This window comes from Bordetella tumbae (genome assembly GCF_965139195.1).
Classification (GTDB): Bacteria; Pseudomonadota; Gammaproteobacteria; order Burkholderiales; family Burkholderiaceae_B; genus Bordetella_A; species Bordetella_A tumbae.
The window spans coordinates 109,925-126,672 of sequence record NZ_CBCSJH010000011.1 but is presented as its reverse complement, the minus strand read 5'-3'; the positions used below and the strand labels follow the sequence as shown (position 1 = coordinate 126,672).

At 57.9% G+C, this 16,748-nt stretch carries 15 protein-coding genes and 1 pseudogene; 9 read left to right on the top strand and 7 right to left on the bottom strand.

The genetic code is table 11. From position 1 onward, the window contains the following. The first annotated feature begins 78 nt into the window (after positions 1 to 78). Both ACNA0J_RS14345 and ACNA0J_RS14340 read left to right on the top strand, forming a co-directional pair. The gene (locus ACNA0J_RS14345; RefSeq protein WP_415819557.1) at positions 79 to 396 is read left to right on the top strand and encodes a helix-turn-helix domain-containing protein; all 318 of its coding nucleotides are present in this window, start codon (positions 79 to 81) and stop codon (positions 394 to 396) included. Next, entirely contained in the window at positions 393 to 1,727 is a 1,335-nt protein-coding gene (locus ACNA0J_RS14340) for a type II toxin-antitoxin system HipA family toxin (RefSeq protein ID WP_415819556.1), read from the top strand. The genes ACNA0J_RS14345 and ACNA0J_RS14340 overlap by 4 nt, the downstream gene beginning before the upstream one ends. 4 nt (positions 1,728 to 1,731) lie before the next feature. On the opposite strand, the gene lhpI is transcribed toward ACNA0J_RS14340, so the two are convergent. The 4 genes and pseudogenes from lhpI to ACNA0J_RS14320 form a co-directional block, all read right to left on the bottom strand. After that, a complete protein-coding gene (lhpI, locus tag ACNA0J_RS14335) occupies positions 1,732 to 2,691 on the bottom strand; it encodes a bifunctional Delta(1)-pyrroline-2-carboxylate/Delta(1)-piperideine-2-carboxylate reductase (protein WP_415819555.1) in 960 nt (319 codons plus the stop codon). A gap of 25 nt (positions 2,692 to 2,716) precedes the next feature. Further along, positions 2,717 to 3,603 (bottom strand): annotated as a pseudogene (locus tag ACNA0J_RS14330) (TIGR03862 family flavoprotein); the annotation flags it as partial. A 1-nt stretch (position 3,604) separates the two neighbouring features. Then, a partial coding sequence (locus ACNA0J_RS14325; protein ID WP_415819554.1) for an NAD(P)/FAD-dependent oxidoreductase occupies positions 3,605 to 3,985 on the bottom strand: 381 nt, incomplete at its 3' end. 115 nt (positions 3,986 to 4,100) lie between these two features. Then, entirely contained in the window at positions 4,101 to 5,270 is a 1,170-nt protein-coding gene (locus ACNA0J_RS14320; RefSeq protein WP_415819553.1) for a M20 family metallopeptidase, read from the bottom strand. Between the two features lie 128 nt (positions 5,271 to 5,398). On the opposite strand from ACNA0J_RS14320, the gene ACNA0J_RS14315 reads away from it, so the two are divergent. Next, positions 5,399 to 6,169, top strand: coding sequence for an IclR family transcriptional regulator (locus ACNA0J_RS14315; RefSeq protein ID WP_415819552.1), 771 nt, complete (start codon positions 5,399 to 5,401; stop codon positions 6,167 to 6,169). Between the two features lie 35 nt (positions 6,170 to 6,204). On the opposite strand, the gene ACNA0J_RS14310 is transcribed toward ACNA0J_RS14315, so the two are convergent. Beyond that, positions 6,205 to 6,675: a YaiI/YqxD family protein gene (locus tag ACNA0J_RS14310; RefSeq protein WP_415819551.1), complete on the bottom strand. Its 471-nt coding sequence runs from the start codon at positions 6,673 to 6,675 to the stop codon at positions 6,205 to 6,207. 7 nt (positions 6,676 to 6,682) lie between these two features. Beyond that, positions 6,683 to 6,946 carry a hypothetical protein gene (locus tag ACNA0J_RS14305; protein WP_415819550.1) on the bottom strand — a complete coding sequence of 88 codons (264 nt, stop codon included), beginning with the start codon at positions 6,944 to 6,946 and terminating at the stop codon, positions 6,683 to 6,685. Between the two features lie 302 nt (positions 6,947 to 7,248). Here ACNA0J_RS14305 and ACNA0J_RS14300 point away from each other — a divergent pair, with 302 nt between their 5' ends. The 6 genes from ACNA0J_RS14300 to ACNA0J_RS14275 all read left to right on the top strand — a co-directional run bounded on the left by ACNA0J_RS14300 (position 7,249) and on the right by ACNA0J_RS14275 (position 14,011). Further along, entirely contained in the window at positions 7,249 to 8,055 is an 807-nt protein-coding gene (locus tag ACNA0J_RS14300; RefSeq protein ID WP_415819549.1) for a MetQ/NlpA family ABC transporter substrate-binding protein, read from the top strand. A gap of 57 nt (positions 8,056 to 8,112) precedes the next feature. Then, positions 8,113 to 9,294, top strand: a complete 1,182-nt coding sequence (locus ACNA0J_RS14295) for a methionine ABC transporter ATP-binding protein (protein ID WP_415819548.1) — start codon at positions 8,113 to 8,115, stop codon at positions 9,292 to 9,294. Continuing rightward, positions 9,266 to 9,928 (top strand): methionine ABC transporter permease, encoded by a 663-nt coding sequence (locus tag ACNA0J_RS14290; protein WP_415819547.1) that lies wholly within the window; start codon positions 9,266 to 9,268, stop codon positions 9,926 to 9,928. The genes ACNA0J_RS14295 and ACNA0J_RS14290 overlap by 29 nt, the downstream gene beginning before the upstream one ends. An 84-nt stretch (positions 9,929 to 10,012) precedes the next feature. Then, complete coding sequence (locus tag ACNA0J_RS14285) at positions 10,013 to 11,323, top strand: SfnB family sulfur acquisition oxidoreductase (protein ID WP_415819546.1); 1,311 nt, start codon at positions 10,013 to 10,015, stop codon at positions 11,321 to 11,323. A 23-nt stretch (positions 11,324 to 11,346) separates the two neighbouring features. Continuing rightward, the gene (locus ACNA0J_RS14280; protein ID WP_415819545.1) at positions 11,347 to 12,603 is read left to right on the top strand and encodes an SfnB family sulfur acquisition oxidoreductase; all 1,257 of its coding nucleotides are present in this window, start codon (positions 11,347 to 11,349) and stop codon (positions 12,601 to 12,603) included. A gap of 25 nt (positions 12,604 to 12,628) precedes the next feature. Further along, positions 12,629 to 14,011 carry an LLM class flavin-dependent oxidoreductase gene (locus ACNA0J_RS14275; protein WP_415819544.1) on the top strand — a complete coding sequence of 461 codons (1,383 nt, stop codon included), beginning with the start codon at positions 12,629 to 12,631 and terminating at the stop codon, positions 14,009 to 14,011. 33 nt (positions 14,012 to 14,044) lie between these two features. On the opposite strand, the gene ACNA0J_RS14270 is transcribed toward ACNA0J_RS14275, so the two are convergent. After that, positions 14,045 to 16,669, bottom strand: coding sequence for a hypothetical protein (locus ACNA0J_RS14270; protein WP_415819543.1), 2,625 nt, complete (start codon positions 16,667 to 16,669; stop codon positions 14,045 to 14,047). Positions 16,670 to 16,748: the final 79 nt, after the last annotated feature.

The following is a 16,748-nucleotide window of genomic DNA, read 5'->3' as shown; positions in this document are numbered from 1 at the left end:
TGTTCGGGGAAATTGTTTAATTGTTGTTTTATCAAAATTAAATTAACATAAATATTGGTATTTCAATGATTAATCGTGATGCCCCGATCTTATCCTCTTCCCGTTGAGGTTGACCAGACGCTGGTCGAATTTGGTGAAAGACTGGCCCTACGCCGGCGTATGGTTGGCCTGACCCAGGCTGATCTGGCCGAGCAGGTAGGGATAGGGTTGTCTACACTCACTGCCATTGAACGTGGAGACGCGGGCACCTCTATCGGAGCTGTGGCCCGGGTCCTTTGGGGGCTGAATGTGCTGTCCGACCTGGATACGATTGTCACGTTCGAAACCAGTGACCCTTTGCTGATCGAACGTATTGATGACGTGCCTAAGCGTGTGCGCAGAAGGAAGTCCAAATGAGTTCATCACAGCTCAAGACAGTGTGGGTCTGGCTGCCGGGGCAGACTCATCCCATCATTGCCGGGCGGTTCGAGATACAGATAAGAGCCGGTCAGCCGATCGGTTCTTTTGTCTACGATCCGACATACGTCGCTCACGCAACGTCGTTTAGTCTCGATCCGGCTCATCTGGTTCTCAATCACAAACGCCCCGATAAAAAATATGAGACTCGGCTGAATAAAGGGCTTTTTGGCGTTTTCCGAGATGTATGCCCCGAAGGGTATGGCCGTGATCTGCTGAACTATCGATTTGGCAGAGAGGACGAGCCTCTCTCCGATATGGATCTGTTGGAAAAGTCCGTGGGCGATAGTGTTGGCGCCATTGAGATTTGTGACGACATCAAGGCGAAATTGGACTCAAGTGTTTCTCCTTCCTTGAGTTGCTTAGTGGATGCGCTTTCTGACCTCAGCCCTGAGCGCGCCGCAAGTCATGCCGTACACCGGATGTACGAGATTGGTACCAGCATGGGGGGTGAGCGGCCTAAGCTGACCGTCCACGATGACGACTCTCAGTGGTTGGCCAAGCTGCAAGATCGAGGCGATGCTCCGCACATGCCGGCCCGTGAGAATGTCGCGATGAGGCTTGGACGGCTGTGCGGTCTAAATGCGGCAGAGGTTCGATTCATACGTACGCCGAATCAACATGAGCTTGTGCTTGTTAAGCGCTTTGACCGTCTTGGTATTGACGGACAACGGATCCCATATTTAAGTGCCCATACAGCTCTTGGGCTGGATATAGGAACTTTACCAGGTCATCGCTCCAGATCTTATTTGGCGTTGGCGGACCGAGGGCGTCGAATGGGTGTCGGGGAGGAGGATATCAAAGAGATCTGGAAACGCATGGCATTTAATGCACTGATCAATAACGTGGATGATCATCCACGAAATCACGGGTTCGTGCGAGTCGATGGACAATGGAGACTGGCGCCAGCATTTGATCTCGTGCCCTTGATGAGAAAAAATGATGGAATTGGTCCAATATTGGCCATGTCTGTCACGCGTTCGGGAGAACGCCAAGCCGGCGTGACGCAGCTCCTGGAATCCAGTCGGCATTTTGGGTTGAAGCCTCGAGAGGCTGCCGCATGGCTGATAGAGTCAGCATCTACGATTAACGATCGGTGGCTTGCCGAGATGCTGCAAGCCGGCGTGAGTGAGGAGTTTTGTACATCGCGGCAAATTGCTAGTTTTACATTCGCCAAAATGATCGCGAGTTCTCCTGAGTTGACCTTGAATGCTGCAGATCACTTAGGCAAAGGGACATCTGGAGTCAAAAGACAATCAGGTTCATCGTGAGTCGTCAGAACATCACGGACTGTGCCGGGTGGCCATCACGCTGATAAACCAGAATGGCCGCAGCCAGATCTTCGGATGCTGTCCCCACCGCTTTATAGACCGTAATTTCATCCGCAGACCTACGCCCTCGATGAACGCCATTGCACAGGTCTTCGAGCGTGGCCCGCACGTTGGCGGCGTCGAACCGGCCGTTCCTGATAGGGGAAAGCAGATCACCGGATTTTTCCAACGCCTCGGTGGTATCGATGAACACGGATGTGTCTGCGAACGTTTCGTCATCTGATTCCCGCATGGCGGGTTGAAAACTGCCGATGAGGTCCAGGTGCGTTCCGGGCTGCAGCCATGCCCGCTGAATCAGCGGCGCGCGCGATAGCGTTGCGCACGACACGATGTCGGCTTGTTCGACCGCGCTGCGCAGATCGGCGACGCTATGCGCGTCAAAGCCTTCGGCACAAAGCTGTTGTGCGAGGCTATCGGCTTTTTCGGGATTGATGTTCCACACCGAGATTTTCTGGATAGGACGTATCGCTGCATAGGCTGGCGCGAGTGCACGGGCGACGTTGCCGGCGCCCACGATCAGCATGTTTGTCGCGTCCTCGCGTGCGAGATAGGATGCCGCCAATGCCGAGGCTGCTGCGGTGCGTCGTACGGTGATCTGGTCACCGTCGATGATGGCCAGCGGCTGGCCGTTGGTGGCGTCAAACAGCGTATAGGTAGAAAACAAGCCAGATTTGCCCTGTTTGGCGTTCTCTGGAAAGATCGTCACGTGCTTGATGCCCAGGTATTTGCCGTCCTGCCACGCAGGCATGATCAACAGCGTATCGGTCGTGTGCTCGCGTTCATTGATGGTATGAATATGCCGGCGAGGGACTACGCAAGTCTCAATGAACATCTGCCGAATGGCCGGAATCAGCGCATCGAATACCAAGCGTTCTGCAGTGGTGTTGCTGTCGAAAATTTTCATCGATTGCATCTCCGGTCATCGAATTTCAGGACATAAGACGTGCGCGTACACCCTCGGCTGCGACTACGCCGCTGGCCATGCTTGCCGTCAACAGATAGCCGCCCGTTGGGGCCTCCCAGTCGAGCATTTCTCCCGCACAGAAAATACCCTGTGCATTGTTGAGCATCAAGGTGTCGCCGGTGGCCTCCAGCCGTACACCGCCAGCGCTGCTGATGGCCTCATCGATCGGCCGCGTACGCAGTAATCGCAGGGGCAGCGCCTTGATACGGCGCGCCAGCAATGCCATATCCTGCCAAACCTGCGCATCGGTGCACTCACGCAGCAATGCTGTCTTGACGCCCTTTAGTCCAAGCCGGCTCTGCAAATGACTGGCCATGGAGCGCGCGCCGCGAGGATGTGAAACTTGTGCGAGGACTTTGTCGGCAGAGAGGTCGGGTAGTAAGTCGACCCAGGCAGATGTTGAGCCCTGTGCGTCAATCGCGTCTCGCAACCCGGCTGACAGCGCATAGACCAGGCTGCCTTCGATGCCCGATTCGGTCAGCATGAACTCGCCGCGCCGCCATGTGCCGGGCTCGCCATTGCGATCCAGCGCCATGGCGACCGATTTGAGAGGCGTTCCTGCATAGCGTTCGCGCAGATGTGCGCTCCAATCTGCCTCAAATCCGCAATTGGCCGGACGCAGCGGCTCAACATCTATGTGATGCTCCTGCAGGCCCGCGACCCAGCTGCCGTCAGAGCCCAAACGAGCCCAGCTGGCGCCGCCCAAGGCCAGTATCGCAGCGTCCGCATGCACAGTCAGCGGCCCATGCGGCGTCTCAAAATGCAGCATCTGAGGGGTGGCGGTTTCACCCTCCGGCCAACCGTTCCAACGGTGCCGCATGTGAAAGCGCACCCCCGCGGCTCGCAGCCGCGNCAGCCAGGCTCTCAATAGCGGAGCTCCCTTCATTTCCAGCGGGAATACACGCCCGGATGAGCCGACGAATGTTTCGACGCCCAAACCATGAGCCCATTCACGCAACGCTTGTGCGTCCAGGTGTTGCAGCCAGGCGGCGACGGCTGAACTGCGGCTGCCAAAGCGCTGATTGAAGCGCTCTGATGGCTCACTATGCGTCAGATTCAATCCACCACGGCCAGCCAACAGGAATTTCCGTCCGACGGAGGGCATGCCGTCGTAGACGTCGGCCAGTATGCCGTGGCGCGCGAGCGTCTCAGCCGCCATCAAACCAGCGGGGCCGCCGCCGATGATGGCGACGCGGACGGAGGGGGATGAGGCGGGGGAGGTCGTATCGGGCATGAGCAGGGTTGTCGGAAGGGACAACGTCATTGTCGCATGGCAGGTACCTCAGTACCGGCGCCATGGCGAGAGCTAGGCCGGTATTCAGAAAGGAACGCCGAGGGTTTGCTGCCCGTCACCATTGCTGTTCAGAAAGCCTCGTCAGCGTATTCAACACAGCGAGTCCACGAGGAACGATCGTGTCGATCTCGCAATACTCATCCAGCGTGTGGAACTTCCCGCCCACAGGGCCGGTGCCGCATAAGGTGATGACCCCCAGGCTGGAGGTCACGCCGGAGTCGGCACAGCCGCCGCTGAATTCTCCCTCGGCCTGATGCCCCATGGCGTTCAATTCCGATTGGTACAACTCGAACAGTTGCTTGGATTGCGCAGTGGGCACGAATGGGCGGAATTCGCCTTTGATATCCAGCTTGGATAGCGTGCCGGTGATAAAGGACTTGTTGCAGATGCAGCGTATGCTGCTGACGAGCGATTCGCGCTGTTCCAGATCGAAAATGCGCAGGTCAATGGATGCTTTAGCTGATGGCGCCGAGGTATTGACCGACAGGCCGCCAGACACTAGACCGACATTGACGGTGACGCCTTGGTCTATGTCGGTGAGTTCGTCCAGCGCCACAATCTTGTGGGCGAGCTCAGAGATGGCGCTGATGCCTTCGGAAAAATTGGCGCCGGAATGCGCGGCGCGGCCCTCGATATCCATTTCAAAGAACACGCCGCCTTTGCGGCCGGTGACTACGTTGCCTGAGGGGCGGCCAGGCTCTGCATTGAATGCGAAACGAGCTTTCTCGGCAAAGGGCACGATGACGTCCTTGCTCAGTGGCGAGCCGATTTCTTCGTCGCAGGTGAATAGGGCAGTTATCTCAGGCAGCGGCTCCGAGCTCTGCGTGGCAGCGGCCAGGATGAACGCGTTCATGACGACACCGGGTTTCATGTCGGCCACACCGGGACCGTAGGCTCGGCCGTCCTGAATGCGAAAGGGACGTCGGGCGGCTTCACCGGCCGGGAACACGGTGTCGCAATGTCCCATCAATAAAACCGGCTGCCCCACTGTGCTGCCGGCGTTCACTGTGACAGAAATTGCGGCTTCGACATCGCCGACGAAATGCGGCGTCACCGCTAAGCCATGCTCGGAGAAGAATGATTCGAGACGTCGGAATACTCGCGCCACGCCGGGCTTGTCGTAGCTGTTGGAGTCGATATTGACCAGGTCTGCCAGCAAGGCCAGCATGTTGTCGTGTTGGCCAGCTAGCCATTGTGTTGCGGGAATTCCGGCGGTTTCGTTCATTTGTTCGGTCCGTTGGGGATGCTCGGATGAAAAGGCTGTTCCGGGGAGTTGCGTTAGTTGTGGTATTACTATTTAATACTTAATATTATTATGCGCTACTTGACCTAACCGGTCTATTCTGGAAAACGATGACAAGCAACGCTCTGTACGTAGGCTCAGTAGGCAAGGCATTTGCCGTACTGAACTGTTTTAAAAGCGCCAGCGGTGATCTGAGCCTGACTGAGATAATGGAACGGACCGGGCTGGACAAGAGCGCCGCGCAGCGCTACGCCTATACGCTGAACGCCGAAGGGTATCTGGAACAGAATCCGCAGACGCGCCGATATCGCCTGGGAAAGCGTGTACTAGATTTGAGCTTTCACTTTCTGCGCACGCATGAGTTGGTAGAGGCGTGGAATCCCATCATGCTGAGCCTATCGCAGGCCACAAGTGAAAAGATCAGTCTGTCTTTGTATGACGGCCGCGAGCTGGTGCATGTGATGCGTCACCAGACCAAGACAGAGCATTACCACGCATCGTTGATTGGCCGTCGCGTGCCATTATTCTGTACTGCTGGCGGGCGTGCGGTGTTATCGCGGCTCGATGAGGAACGGCTCACATCGGTGCTGGCCGACGCAGAGTTGAGGGCGTATACCCAACATACCTTGACGACGCCGAAGGCCATCAAGGCCGCATTAAAACCTGTACGGGAAAAGGGCTACGCCATGGTCGTCGATGAGTTCATCATTGGCGAGATCGCACTGGCTGCGGCAGTGATTGACGCCAGCGGGGCTCCGGTTGGGGCGTTGCACCTGGCGGGTGAGTCGCGCGAATGGGACGCAGCGCAGTACGAGGCCAGATTCGCGCCGCACCTGCTGAATGCAATTGCACAGTTTCAACGGCGCAATCAGTTTGGGTGAGAGGCGGACATATGGCTCGCGCGAGGCGCCGGCCGCTAATTCGGCGGCTTTGTCGTCAATCGGGCATGCCGCGCCAGCAACGTGTCAAGCTGATTGGCAAAGGCCTTGCGATCCGCCTGGCTGAATGACGCCGGGCCACCCGTCTCGATGCCGCTGGCTCGCAACTCCTCCATCATGTCACGCATAGCCAGGCGCTCTCGAATCGTCTCCGGCGAATAGCGCTCGCCGCGCGGATTCAGCGCCATGGCGCCTTTTTCGAGTACTTCAGCGGCCAACGGGATGTCTCCCGTGATGACCAGGTCGCCCGCCTCGGCATGCATAACGATATGCGCATCGGCCACGTCGAAACCACGTGGCACCTGCACCGCCCGTATCAGCGCAGACGGGGGCGTGTACAGCATTTGATTGGCCACCAGCGTGAGAGAAATCTGCCAGCGCTGAGCAGCGCGAAACAGAATGTCCTTGATGACTGCGGGGCAGGCGTCGGCATCGACCCAGATATGCATAAATAATTCAGGCGTCGAGCGCTTTTTGCAGGAGCTCGGCCACGATGTCGTTCGTGGATACGCCTCGTTCCTGGGCCAGGGCACGCAGGCGATCAGCCTGCACCTGGGTGAGTTTCAGAGGAAAAGGCACCAGACCTGCGGCCTGGTCCAGTTTGCGCTGTTCGCGCCGATCGAGCAATTGATCGGAACCGTAACGGCCGGGGGTGCCCGCTTGCTTTAATTGGCCAGCGAGTTTCAGGGCTTTGTTCTTTTCGAGATCGTATTTTTTCATGGTTTTTCTGATTGAGACGGCCGTTCGAGAACTGCTCACGGAAAGGAATTTTGAGTAAGTCAGTTCGCAGCAGACCGGGAGTTTGTGCGGCGCGCAGTCCAGCTACGAACTATAGCGTATTGGCGTCGCTTCCAAACCTCAGGGAAGAAGCAAATAACAAATAAAAGTCTTTTTGCAACAGCGGCTTAGGTGACATTCGGAATGCATATATGCATACAAATTTTGTTTCGTAGCGGCAACTGCGTTGCGCAGTTTTAATAGTCCTCTTTCCTTCATTCCGCCTAGCTCTTTCGGAGCCCTCCATGACATTTTCCCGCTGGTTCATTGTTCCTTTGGCCGCACTGACAGTTTTCAGCGCCCATGCCGCCGACAAACTGCGTATTGGCGTGGTGCCGGGCGCTTACGCTGATTCGATCAATGTCGCCGCCAAGGAGGCCAAGGCTCAAGGTATCGATGTGGACGTGGTGGAGTTTACGGATTGGACGACGCCCAATGTGGCGGTGGATTCGGGCGATCTGGATATCAATTATTTTCAGCATCAACCCTTTCTGGATAACGCTATCCAGAAAAACGGCTACAAGCTCGCCAGCGCAGGGACGGGGATTCTGGCCAATGTGGGGTTGTATTCGCTCAAGCACAAGGATATCTCGCAGGTGCCAGAGGGCGGCAAAGTGGGCATTGCCAACGATCCGGTGAACCAAGGGCGTGGCTTGCTGTTGTTGCAAAAGGTGGGGCTCATCAAGCTCAAGGACGCAGTGGGTTTTTTGGGGACGCTGGACGACATCGTCGAGAATCCGAAGAAACTCAGTTTTGTCGAGGTGGAAGGACCACAGCTGGTGCGCATCACGGGCGACGTGGATATTGCGCAGGGGTATCCGCATTTCATCGTGGCGGCCAAGGCATTTGATCCCTCCAGTGGATTGGCCTATTCAGGTATTGAGGACGCCCGTTTTTCGATTCAGTTTGTCGTGAAAAGCGAGCGTACACAAGATCCTGTGATTCAGAAGTTTGTCCAGATTTATCAGAGCTCTGATGCGGTCAAAGCCGATATCCATCGTGCGTTCTCTAACGACAATCGCCTGTACACGCTGGCCTGGATCAAGCAGTAAGAACGCCAAGGGTCTCGCGCAGCGTGTTGCGTGAGACATAGAGAAAGGGGCATTTCGATGGGAGTATCCGTTGCAATAAGGCAAATGCTGGCGGGGCAGGATGCCAAGGAGGCGGGAGGCAGTGAGCTGTCATCGACAGCAGTTCTGCCCCCGAGAAGCGCAGAGCGCGGGACAGGAGCCGTATCGTTTCGCAACGTGGCCAAGACCTATTTTTCGTCGGCTGGCCCGGTGCAGGCGCTGCAGGCAATCAGCCTGGATATCAAGCCGGGCAGTATCTTTGGCATCATCGGACGCAGCGGTGCCGGAAAATCCAGCCTGTTGCGCACGATCAACCGGCTGGAGCCGCTAACAAGCGGTCAGGTGCTCGTTGACGGTGTAGACATTGCCACGCTCGACGAATCGCAATTAGTCGAATTGCGCCGCCGCATCGGGATGATCTTTCAGCATTTCAATTTGCTCTCGGCCAAGACGGTGTTTGAGAACGTCGCGTTGCCGTTGCTGGTGGCGGGAGTGCATAAAACTCAGGTGACGGAACGGGTCAATGAGCTGTTGGCCCTGGTCGGTCTTCAGGACAAGGCCAACACCTATCCGGGCCGCTTGTCGGGAGGCCAGAAGCAGCGCGTCGGCATTGCCCGCGCCCTGGCGACCGGGCCGGAGATTCTGCTGTGCGACGAGGCGACGTCGGCGTTGGATCCCGAAACGACACAAGCCATTTTGCAGTTGCTGCGCGATATCAATCGTACGCTTGGTATTACCGTCATTTTGATCACGCACGAGATGAGCGTGATCCGAGAGATTGCCGACCAGGTGCTGGTACTGGAGCACGGACGCGTCGCTGAGTTGGGAGAGGTATGGCAGGTATTTGGGAATCCCCAACATACGGCTACGCAAGCGCTGCTTGCGCCGTTGCAGCATGGCCTGCCCGATGATGTACGGCGTTCTCTGTTGCCGACCCGGCCAGCAGGGCGCAGTGCACAGGTCTTGCAGCTGACCTACGGGGGCCAAGGTGGATTGGAGCCGGATTTTTCTCGCATAGGCCAGGCACTGAGCGGTTCTGTGCGGTTGTTGCACGGAGGGCTGGATCGCATACAAGGGCACGCGCAGGGACAGTTGCTGGTCGCGTTGCACGATGTTGTTGTTGGCGAGCCGGATCGGAAAAAATTGACGCAGGGGTCACAGGCCATTGCGCACGATATCAAGGTGCTGGGATATGTCGCTGACGCTGTCGATTTCCATTGAGCGTTATTGGAATGCGTTGATCGACACCCTGATGATGGTTGGCGTGTCGGGGGGGATTGCTTTTGTCGCGGGCGTTCCGTTGGCTGTCTTGCTGATTGTGACCGCACCGGGCGGGTTTTTGGCTTCGCCGCGTATTAACCGTGTGGTGGGCAGTGTGATCAACGGGTTCAGGGCAACGCCATTCATTGTCTTGCTGGTTGCGTTGATTCCGTTCACCCGCATCGTGGCAGGCACCACGATCGGGGTGTGGGCAGCCATCGTTCCGCTGGCGATCAGCGCCACCCCGTTTTTTGCGCGCATTGTCGAGGTGAGTTTACGGGAGGTCGATCCGGGCCTGGTCGAAGCAGCCCAGGCGATGGGTTGCAAGAAATGGGACATTGTGCGGCATGTCTATTTGCCGGAAGCGCTGCCGGGGATTATCGGGGGATTCACCATTACGTTGGTTGCGCTGATCAGTTCGTCGGCGATGGCCGGTGCAGTGGGGGCGGGCGGCTTAGGGGATTTGGCCATCCGCTACGGCTATCAGCGTTTCGACACGCAGGTGATGCTGATCGTGATTGCTGTGCTGATTCTGTTGGTGACTATGGTGCAGGTCCTCGGCGATGGCTATGTGCGGTGGCTGCGCAACCGCTGAGTGTTCGAGGGGCTGCCCACAGCGTGCTCGCCGTTGCGAGGGGCAGGGAGCCGCTATTTTTGCGATTCAATCTTGAGGTCTGGAATGACAATACTGAAAGCTCGGAGCGGTGCTTTGCCTGCTGAGGGGCTCGGTGCTACGGTGCCATCGTCATCAGCAGGGGAATCCCCTCGCATTCTCGAGCGGCTGCCCCTGCCGCCGCAGACGCCATATCGCGTCACTAGCGACGCAGAAGCGTTACAGATCGCACGGGCTTTGGCAGAAGAATTTCGTGTGAGCGCCGCCGAACGCGACCGAGAGCGCCGCCTGCCTTGGGACGAAATAGAGCGCTATACCGCCAGCGGTCTATGGGCGATCACCATCCCCAAGGAATACGGTGGGCTTGGGGCTTCGTACGAAACGCTGGCGCAGTTGTTTGTCACGATCTGCGGGGCGGATCCCTCGCTGGGACAGATTCCGCAGAATCATTTTGCGGTCATTCAAAATCTGAAAGACACCGCTAGCGAGGCACAAAGACAGCGTTGGTTCGCAGATGTGCTCGGCGGACATCGGATTGGTAACGCGGGGCCGGAACGTAAAGCAAAGGCCGCGCAGCTGGTCTCGCCGACAGCCCGCTTGCAGCTCAAGGCAGACGGCAGTTTGAGTGTGAGCGGCTCGCGGTTTTACTCCACGGGCTCGGCTTTTGCACACTGGATACCGTTTCGGGCGCAGGATGAACAGAGCAGGCCCTTACAGGTTTGGGCCAGGCGCGATGCTCCCGGTGTGACGATCTTTGATGATTGGAATTCCTTTGGCCAGCGTACGACGGCCAGTGGCGGCATAGTGTTCGATCGCGTGCCGGTCGGCGAGGACGACGTGGTCCCTATATGGCGTTTCCAGGATGTTCCCACCTTGTCTGGCCCGGTATCGCAGTTGATTCAGGCTGCCATTGATGCTGGCATCGCTCAAGGGGCGCTACGTGATGCGCTGGATTTTGTTCGGGAAAAAAGCCGGCCATGGGTGGATTCGGGGGTGACGCGTGCGAGCGACGATCCTTACATCATCAACGAGGTTGGTCAATTGCAGATTGAGGTGGATGCAGCTCATGCTGTATTGCTGGAGGCTGCGCGGCATCTGGATGCAGTTGCACACCAGCCCATTGACGAACACGTCAGTGCTCGAGCTTCTGTCGCCGTGGCACAGGCCAAGATCCTGACAACCGAGGCCGCCTTGCTCGCCAGTGAGCATTTGTTTGCCTTGGCGGGTTCGTCTTCCAGCCGCGCGGCACATAACCTGGATCGGCATTGGCGCAACGCGCGAGTGCATACGCTGCACGACCCGGTACGGTGGAAATATCACTTGATTGGAAATTATGTGCTCAATGGTGCGTTGCCCAAACGCCATCAATGGAATTGAGAGCGATGAGCAGAGGTATCACTATGGCGAGCAGACCAGCACATGAGGCATCGACGTCGGGGGCACGGGCTGCGCCGGCGTCATTGCCTGCGCAGCCCGCACAGATCATTCGCAGCGAATCAGAAGCCTTGGAGATTGCAAATCAGCTTTCGAGCGAGATTGCTATCGAGGCACAGCAACGCGACCGTGACCGTATTTTGCCCTGGCAGGAAGTGGACGCATTGAGCCAGAGCGGTCTGTGGGGGATCACGGTGCCACGGGAATACGGCGGCGCGGGCGTTTCTACCGGAACGCTGACTCAAGTTGTTGCCTTGATCGCCGAGGCGGACGGGAGCGTCGGGCAGATTCCGCAGAATCACTACTATGCGCTGGAGGTACTGCGCGTTGGTGGGTCATCGGCACAAAAGGCGTTCTTCTATGAGCGTGTGCTACGCGGTGAGCGGCTGGGCAACGCGCTGGCCGAGATCGGGCATCGCGATTTCAAGCGACGCACACAGCTATTGCGTGAGTCTGGCGGGTGGGTTGTCAATGGTGCGAAGTTCTATTGCACCGGCGCTATCTATGCGCATTGGATTCCGACGCTGGTCACTGCCCATGAGGATGAGGGAGAACGCCAGTATCTCGCGTTCGTGCCACGTTCGGCGGCCGGTGTGATCATTACTGATGATTGGGATGGTTTCGGGCAGCGCGTCACTGGCAGCGGCTCTGTGCAGTTTGATCGAGTGAGGGTCGAGCCGGAATGGGTTGTTCCGTTCACGGCTTCGTTCGAGCAGCCTACGACCATCGGGCCATTTGCCCAGATTATCCATGCTGCACTGGATCTGGGTATCGGATGGGGAGCGTTACAAGCGACCTTGCCCTTTATCCGTGAACATGCGCGCCCGTGGGTAGATGCTGCGGTGGAAAGCGCGACACAGGATCCGTTATTGCTGGCGCAGATTGGCAATGTGCACGTACGCCTGTGTGCCGCGCAGGCACTGCTGGCAAGAGCAGCGTTGGCTGTCGATGCTGCCCAGTTGCAACCCGACGAGGACAGTGTCGCAGCCGCCTCTATCGCTGTGGCGCAAGCCAAGGCGTTGAGCACGAGTGCCAGTTTGTTGGCGGGCAGCAAACTATTCGAGCTGAGCGGCACGGGCGCGACGCTGGATGGTTTGGGATTGGATCGGTTTTGGCGTAACGCGCGTACGCATACGTTGCATGATCCCGTTCGTTGGAAATATCACGCCGTGGGGAACTATGTCCTCAACGGTGTGCGGCCGCCGCGTCACGGCGCGTTGTGATACCGATATCAGGGTCGAACCCAGCATGACACAGGCAAAACGGCATATACACGTCAACGCGTTCAATATGAATTGCGTGGGCCATATCCATCATGGCTTATGGACGCATCCTCGCGATCAGTCTACGCAGTTCCAGACCTTGGAATACTGGACGAATATTGCGCGGGTACTCGAAAAAGGCCTGTTTGACGGTATTTTTATCGCTGACGTGATTGGGTACTACGATGTTTATCAGGATGGCGTGGACCTTACGTTACGTGAGGCGATTCAGTTGCCGGTGAATAATCCCTGGCTGGTCGTGTCTGCGATGGCCGCCGTGACCAAGCATATAGGCTTTGGGCTGACAGCGACTGTGGGCGCACACAATCCCTACGCGTTTGCACGCGATGTGACGACCTTGGATCAACTCACCAACGGCCGTATCGGTTGGAATATTGTCACGGGCTATGTGGAGAGCGGGGCGCGTGGATTGGGTCAGGCCGGACTGGCCGAGCACGACAGCCGTTACGATCGCGCAGAGGATTTTCTGGCGCTCGCCTACAAACTATGGGAAGGCAGCTGGGAGGATGACGCCGTGGTGACTGATCGCGCGCGCCGTATTCATACTCGGCCAGAGAAAGTGCATCCAGTGAAGCACGAGGGCCCGTTCTATCGGGCCAACGCCATTCACATGAGCGCGCCATCACCGCAGCGCACCCCGGTATTGTTTCAAGCAGGCACGTCGCCGCGCGGACTGCAGTTCGCCGGGCAGCACGCCGAGGGGATTTTCATCGGCGCGCGTACACCCGAAGCCGCGCGCGAGGCGTCTCGCAAGTTGCGGCAGGCGGCCGTGAATGCCGGGCGCCGCCCCGATGACATCAAGATCTACGCGGGCCTGGCTGTCGTGGCCGGTCATACCGAAACCGAGGCGCAGGACAAATACGCCGAATATCTATCGCACGCGAGTTCCGAGGGAGGCCTGGCGCATTTCGCCGCGAGCACCGGCGTGGATTTTGCCAAATACAGTCTGGACGAGCCCATCCCATATGCCGCGGGTAATGCAATGCAATCCGCTGCCCAGGCCGCGCAGCAACAGGGCTGGACCACGCGACGCAAGCTGCAGGAACAATTCGCGCTGGGCAGCCGTTATCAGACCATTGTCGGCAATGCCACTCAGGTCGCCGACGAAATGGAGCGCTGGATCGATGTGGGCGAGATAGACGGTTTTAACCTGACACGCATTGTCGTGCCGGAAACGTGGGAAGACTTTGCCAATATCGTTGTGCCCGAATTGCAAAACCGGGGGCGTTATCGCACGCGCTACGAGCAGGCTACGCTAAGGCAGCAATTGTTTGGCAGAGGGGATCGTTTGCCCACCAATCATATTGGTGCGAGCGTAAGGCATGCTGTCCGGCTGCCAGAGCCTTGACCCAGGCCCAGGCAGCATGCCTCAAATGTCGGCCTACTGCGCTAAGTCATACTGCCACTGCAAAGGTTCGTCATTTTCATACCAATCCCCTTTGCTCCAATATAGCTTGCTGCCGGTCGGCGATAGACCCATCACGCCCAGATAGCCCGGAATGGCCAACTGATGCCAGGTGCGGCCGCCATCCCGCGTGTAGAAATGTGCATCGGTGTCGATCTCGGCGCGGCTCTTTGAGAAAGGGATGAGCAGCCGGGGCACGATCGTGTCGCCCCATTCGCTCACCACTTGATAGTCGCCGTTATTCCAGAAATACCGCGCTGACGTGCGATTTTCGGCGAGCCATCCCGGCAGCAGCGACGGCGTTCTCTGACGCTCGACCCATTCGCCGGTTTGCGTATCGAGCTTGGCCAGCCATTCTCCGTCTTTGTCCTGCAGGATGGCGTAGGTGCGGCCATCGTGCGAGGTCGACAAATGCTCCACGCGCAATTCCGGGTGGCGTGTGACCTTGGTGATCTGCCATTCACCTGAGGGGGCCGGGCGCGAAAGCTCTGCGTGCGTCATCAGCATGGTGCGGTGCTGGGCATTGCCGACGGAATACCACATGAATTCTGATGCCCACACATAGGCGCGCGTGTCACTGACCTGAACGACAAAGCGCTCTTGATCCATGTCCCGGCGCGAAGAAAAATCGCCATTGGGTTGCCCGGTCATTTCCCGCAGATAGGAGACTGGCGCAATCAAAGGCTCGGGACTATAGACGACGGTCGAGGTTTGTCCCTGATCGGAGGAGTAGAACAAGGCAGTCGGTCTGGTCTCATTGCCGTTGGCATCGCGACGGGTGGGCGCAGGTTCTGGGCGACCCCAGATCCCGGCGGGCTCGTCCTCGCTCGGGGGTTCTTTGCCCCAGGCCCAGACGTGCTGGTCCGAGGAAAAGGTAGGCTTGATACTCCAGGCGAGCCGATCGACCTCGGTCATGAAACCCGATTCCAGCCAGGTCCAGGTGGCGCCATGATCTGTGGATCGGAAAATGGCGGTTTGTTCGCTTTCGGTCAACGAGGGGGATGATGACCTAGGCCGGTCTATACCGGTGAATAGGAACAGCGTGCCGGATTCGGGCGATACCATCAAGCAGGTGACATCAGGCACCGTGGCAACCATTTTGAATGTGCCGTCATCCTGCAGTAGCGACAGCGTGGTCAACATGGAGCGAGAGCTAAACAGGTTGAAACGACGTTGCGAGGCAGCTTCGTCCTTGCCCAGGATGAGTTCGCTCAGATCCGGGACACCCGGAGGGATGTAAGACGGGGAGCCCGAGGACTCTTCGTTTCGTCCAACCAGCCACGTTCCGTGCCGGGTTTCGACGACGCCGGTGCACCATTGCTCCATGGAGCGCCAGCGGGCGTCGCCGAGCTTGCCGGTGACGGCCGTGCCTGGCGTGCCTCCCGCAGCACCCATGTTGGTACTTGCGAGGGTCCACCCTACGTAGAGGGGAATGCTGGCGCAAGCCATCAGGATGACCAACAGGCCTGTCCAGCGCCGTGGCGATTGACGCAACCTGCCGCTGGCCAGGCACAGCAGCAACATCGCCACGAGGTTGAGGACAATGGCGAACGTCAGGCCGGCCTCGGGATTGCGGCTGAGCTGGCGCGGCAATGATTCGATGAGCCCCGGGTTGAGCCACATCCAGATCCACACCAGCGCCAATATCAGGAAACTGGTCAACAGGTATGCGATAACCCCGGACAGCAGCGGCTTGATGACGAGTGCGAAGAGGCTCGGCCGGGTGATGGTCAGACGGCGTACATAGATCGACGCTGCCAACAGGCATATCAGGCTGGCGAATACAATCTGGCTCAGCGATAGCGGCAGGCTCAGTCCGTTGAGCACATCCAGGGGCAACTGCGTATCCGACAGTTGAGCAGCCCATGGCCAGAGTCCGATGTAGGTGAGCAGAACCAGGACAAAATGCAGCCCCAGGCATCCCAGTAAAAAGGATGCAAGGGCGATGCTTTTTTGCAGTGGTACCGCCATGTTGGCCGGATGATTCCCATCCACGATAGCTGGGTCGTGTGTTGTGCCGACGGGCTTTTTGGCAAGCAGGAAATGCAGCCAGACGGGCACCCAGGCCCACAGGGGCATTGTGGCGTAGAGGAGGCTGGTGATAGTCCTGTTCGCTTGCAACAGGATGGGCGGCATCAGCTCGAACCAGTCGCCGCCTTTCGCCTGCAGAGTTTGCAGTTCTTCGACCCAGAGGTGCTGAAAGTGTCCGAGTATTTGCAAACGGACAACATAGGACCAGATCAGCGTGGCCAGGACCAGGATGATCCATCGAGCTTTGTTGCTCGGACGCTCTGCTGTCCATGGGCGCCGACGGATGAGCCAGGCACTGAACAGAAACACCAGCAGGCATTCGATCATCAAGACCGGCACTAAGGCGAGCGCGTGCTGAAACCCGAGAGGAAGGTTCAGTATCTGCAGCGGCACGACCGGATAGAGGTGGCGCAGCCAGGCGCTATGCGTTTGCACCAGCGACTGTATGGTCGCCTCGGGCAGCAGGTAAAAGATAAAGAACAGCAGCTCCGGCAGACCGCGTATCAGCAGATAAATCAGCGTGATTTTCAGCGCATAGCGTTTGAACCGGGGGGAGTTGTCTCCAGACATATTCGGCTTGTTAGGTGTTGTCGACGACGCATTATTACCTACAAGCGCTTGGTGAATAGGGTGGGCTGTTCTTTAATCG

What these genes read in the sequence shown, in the direction of transcription:
- ACNA0J_RS14345 (WP_415819557.1), top strand. Translation starts at nt 79, where the DNA reads ATGCCCCGATCTTATCCTCTTCCCGTTGAGGTTGACCAGACGCTGGTC.
- ACNA0J_RS14340 (WP_415819556.1), top strand. Translation starts at nt 393, where the DNA reads ATGAGTTCATCACAGCTCAAGACAGTGTGGGTCTGGCTGCCGGGGCAG.
- lhpI (WP_415819555.1), bottom strand. Translation starts at nt 2,691, where the DNA reads ATGAAAATTTTCGACAGCAACACCACTGCAGAACGCTTGGTATTCGAT.
- ACNA0J_RS14320 (WP_415819553.1), bottom strand. Translation starts at nt 5,270, where the DNA reads ATGAACGAAACCGCCGGAATTCCCGCAACACAATGGCTAGCTGGCCAA.
- ACNA0J_RS14315 (WP_415819552.1), top strand. Translation starts at nt 5,399, where the DNA reads ATGACAAGCAACGCTCTGTACGTAGGCTCAGTAGGCAAGGCATTTGCC.
- ACNA0J_RS14310 (WP_415819551.1), bottom strand. Translation starts at nt 6,675, where the DNA reads ATGCATATCTGGGTCGATGCCGACGCCTGCCCCGCAGTCATCAAGGAC.
- ACNA0J_RS14305 (WP_415819550.1), bottom strand. Translation starts at nt 6,946, where the DNA reads ATGAAAAAATACGATCTCGAAAAGAACAAAGCCCTGAAACTCGCTGGC.
- ACNA0J_RS14300 (WP_415819549.1), top strand. Translation starts at nt 7,249, where the DNA reads ATGACATTTTCCCGCTGGTTCATTGTTCCTTTGGCCGCACTGACAGTT.
- ACNA0J_RS14295 (WP_415819548.1), top strand. Translation starts at nt 8,113, where the DNA reads ATGGGAGTATCCGTTGCAATAAGGCAAATGCTGGCGGGGCAGGATGCC.
- ACNA0J_RS14290 (WP_415819547.1), top strand. Translation starts at nt 9,266, where the DNA reads ATGTCGCTGACGCTGTCGATTTCCATTGAGCGTTATTGGAATGCGTTG.
- ACNA0J_RS14285 (WP_415819546.1), top strand. Translation starts at nt 10,013, where the DNA reads ATGACAATACTGAAAGCTCGGAGCGGTGCTTTGCCTGCTGAGGGGCTC.
- ACNA0J_RS14280 (WP_415819545.1), top strand. Translation starts at nt 11,347, where the DNA reads ATGGCGAGCAGACCAGCACATGAGGCATCGACGTCGGGGGCACGGGCT.
- ACNA0J_RS14275 (WP_415819544.1), top strand. Translation starts at nt 12,629, where the DNA reads ATGACACAGGCAAAACGGCATATACACGTCAACGCGTTCAATATGAAT.
- ACNA0J_RS14270 (WP_415819543.1), bottom strand. Translation starts at nt 16,669, where the DNA reads ATGTCTGGAGACAACTCCCCCCGGTTCAAACGCTATGCGCTGAAAATC.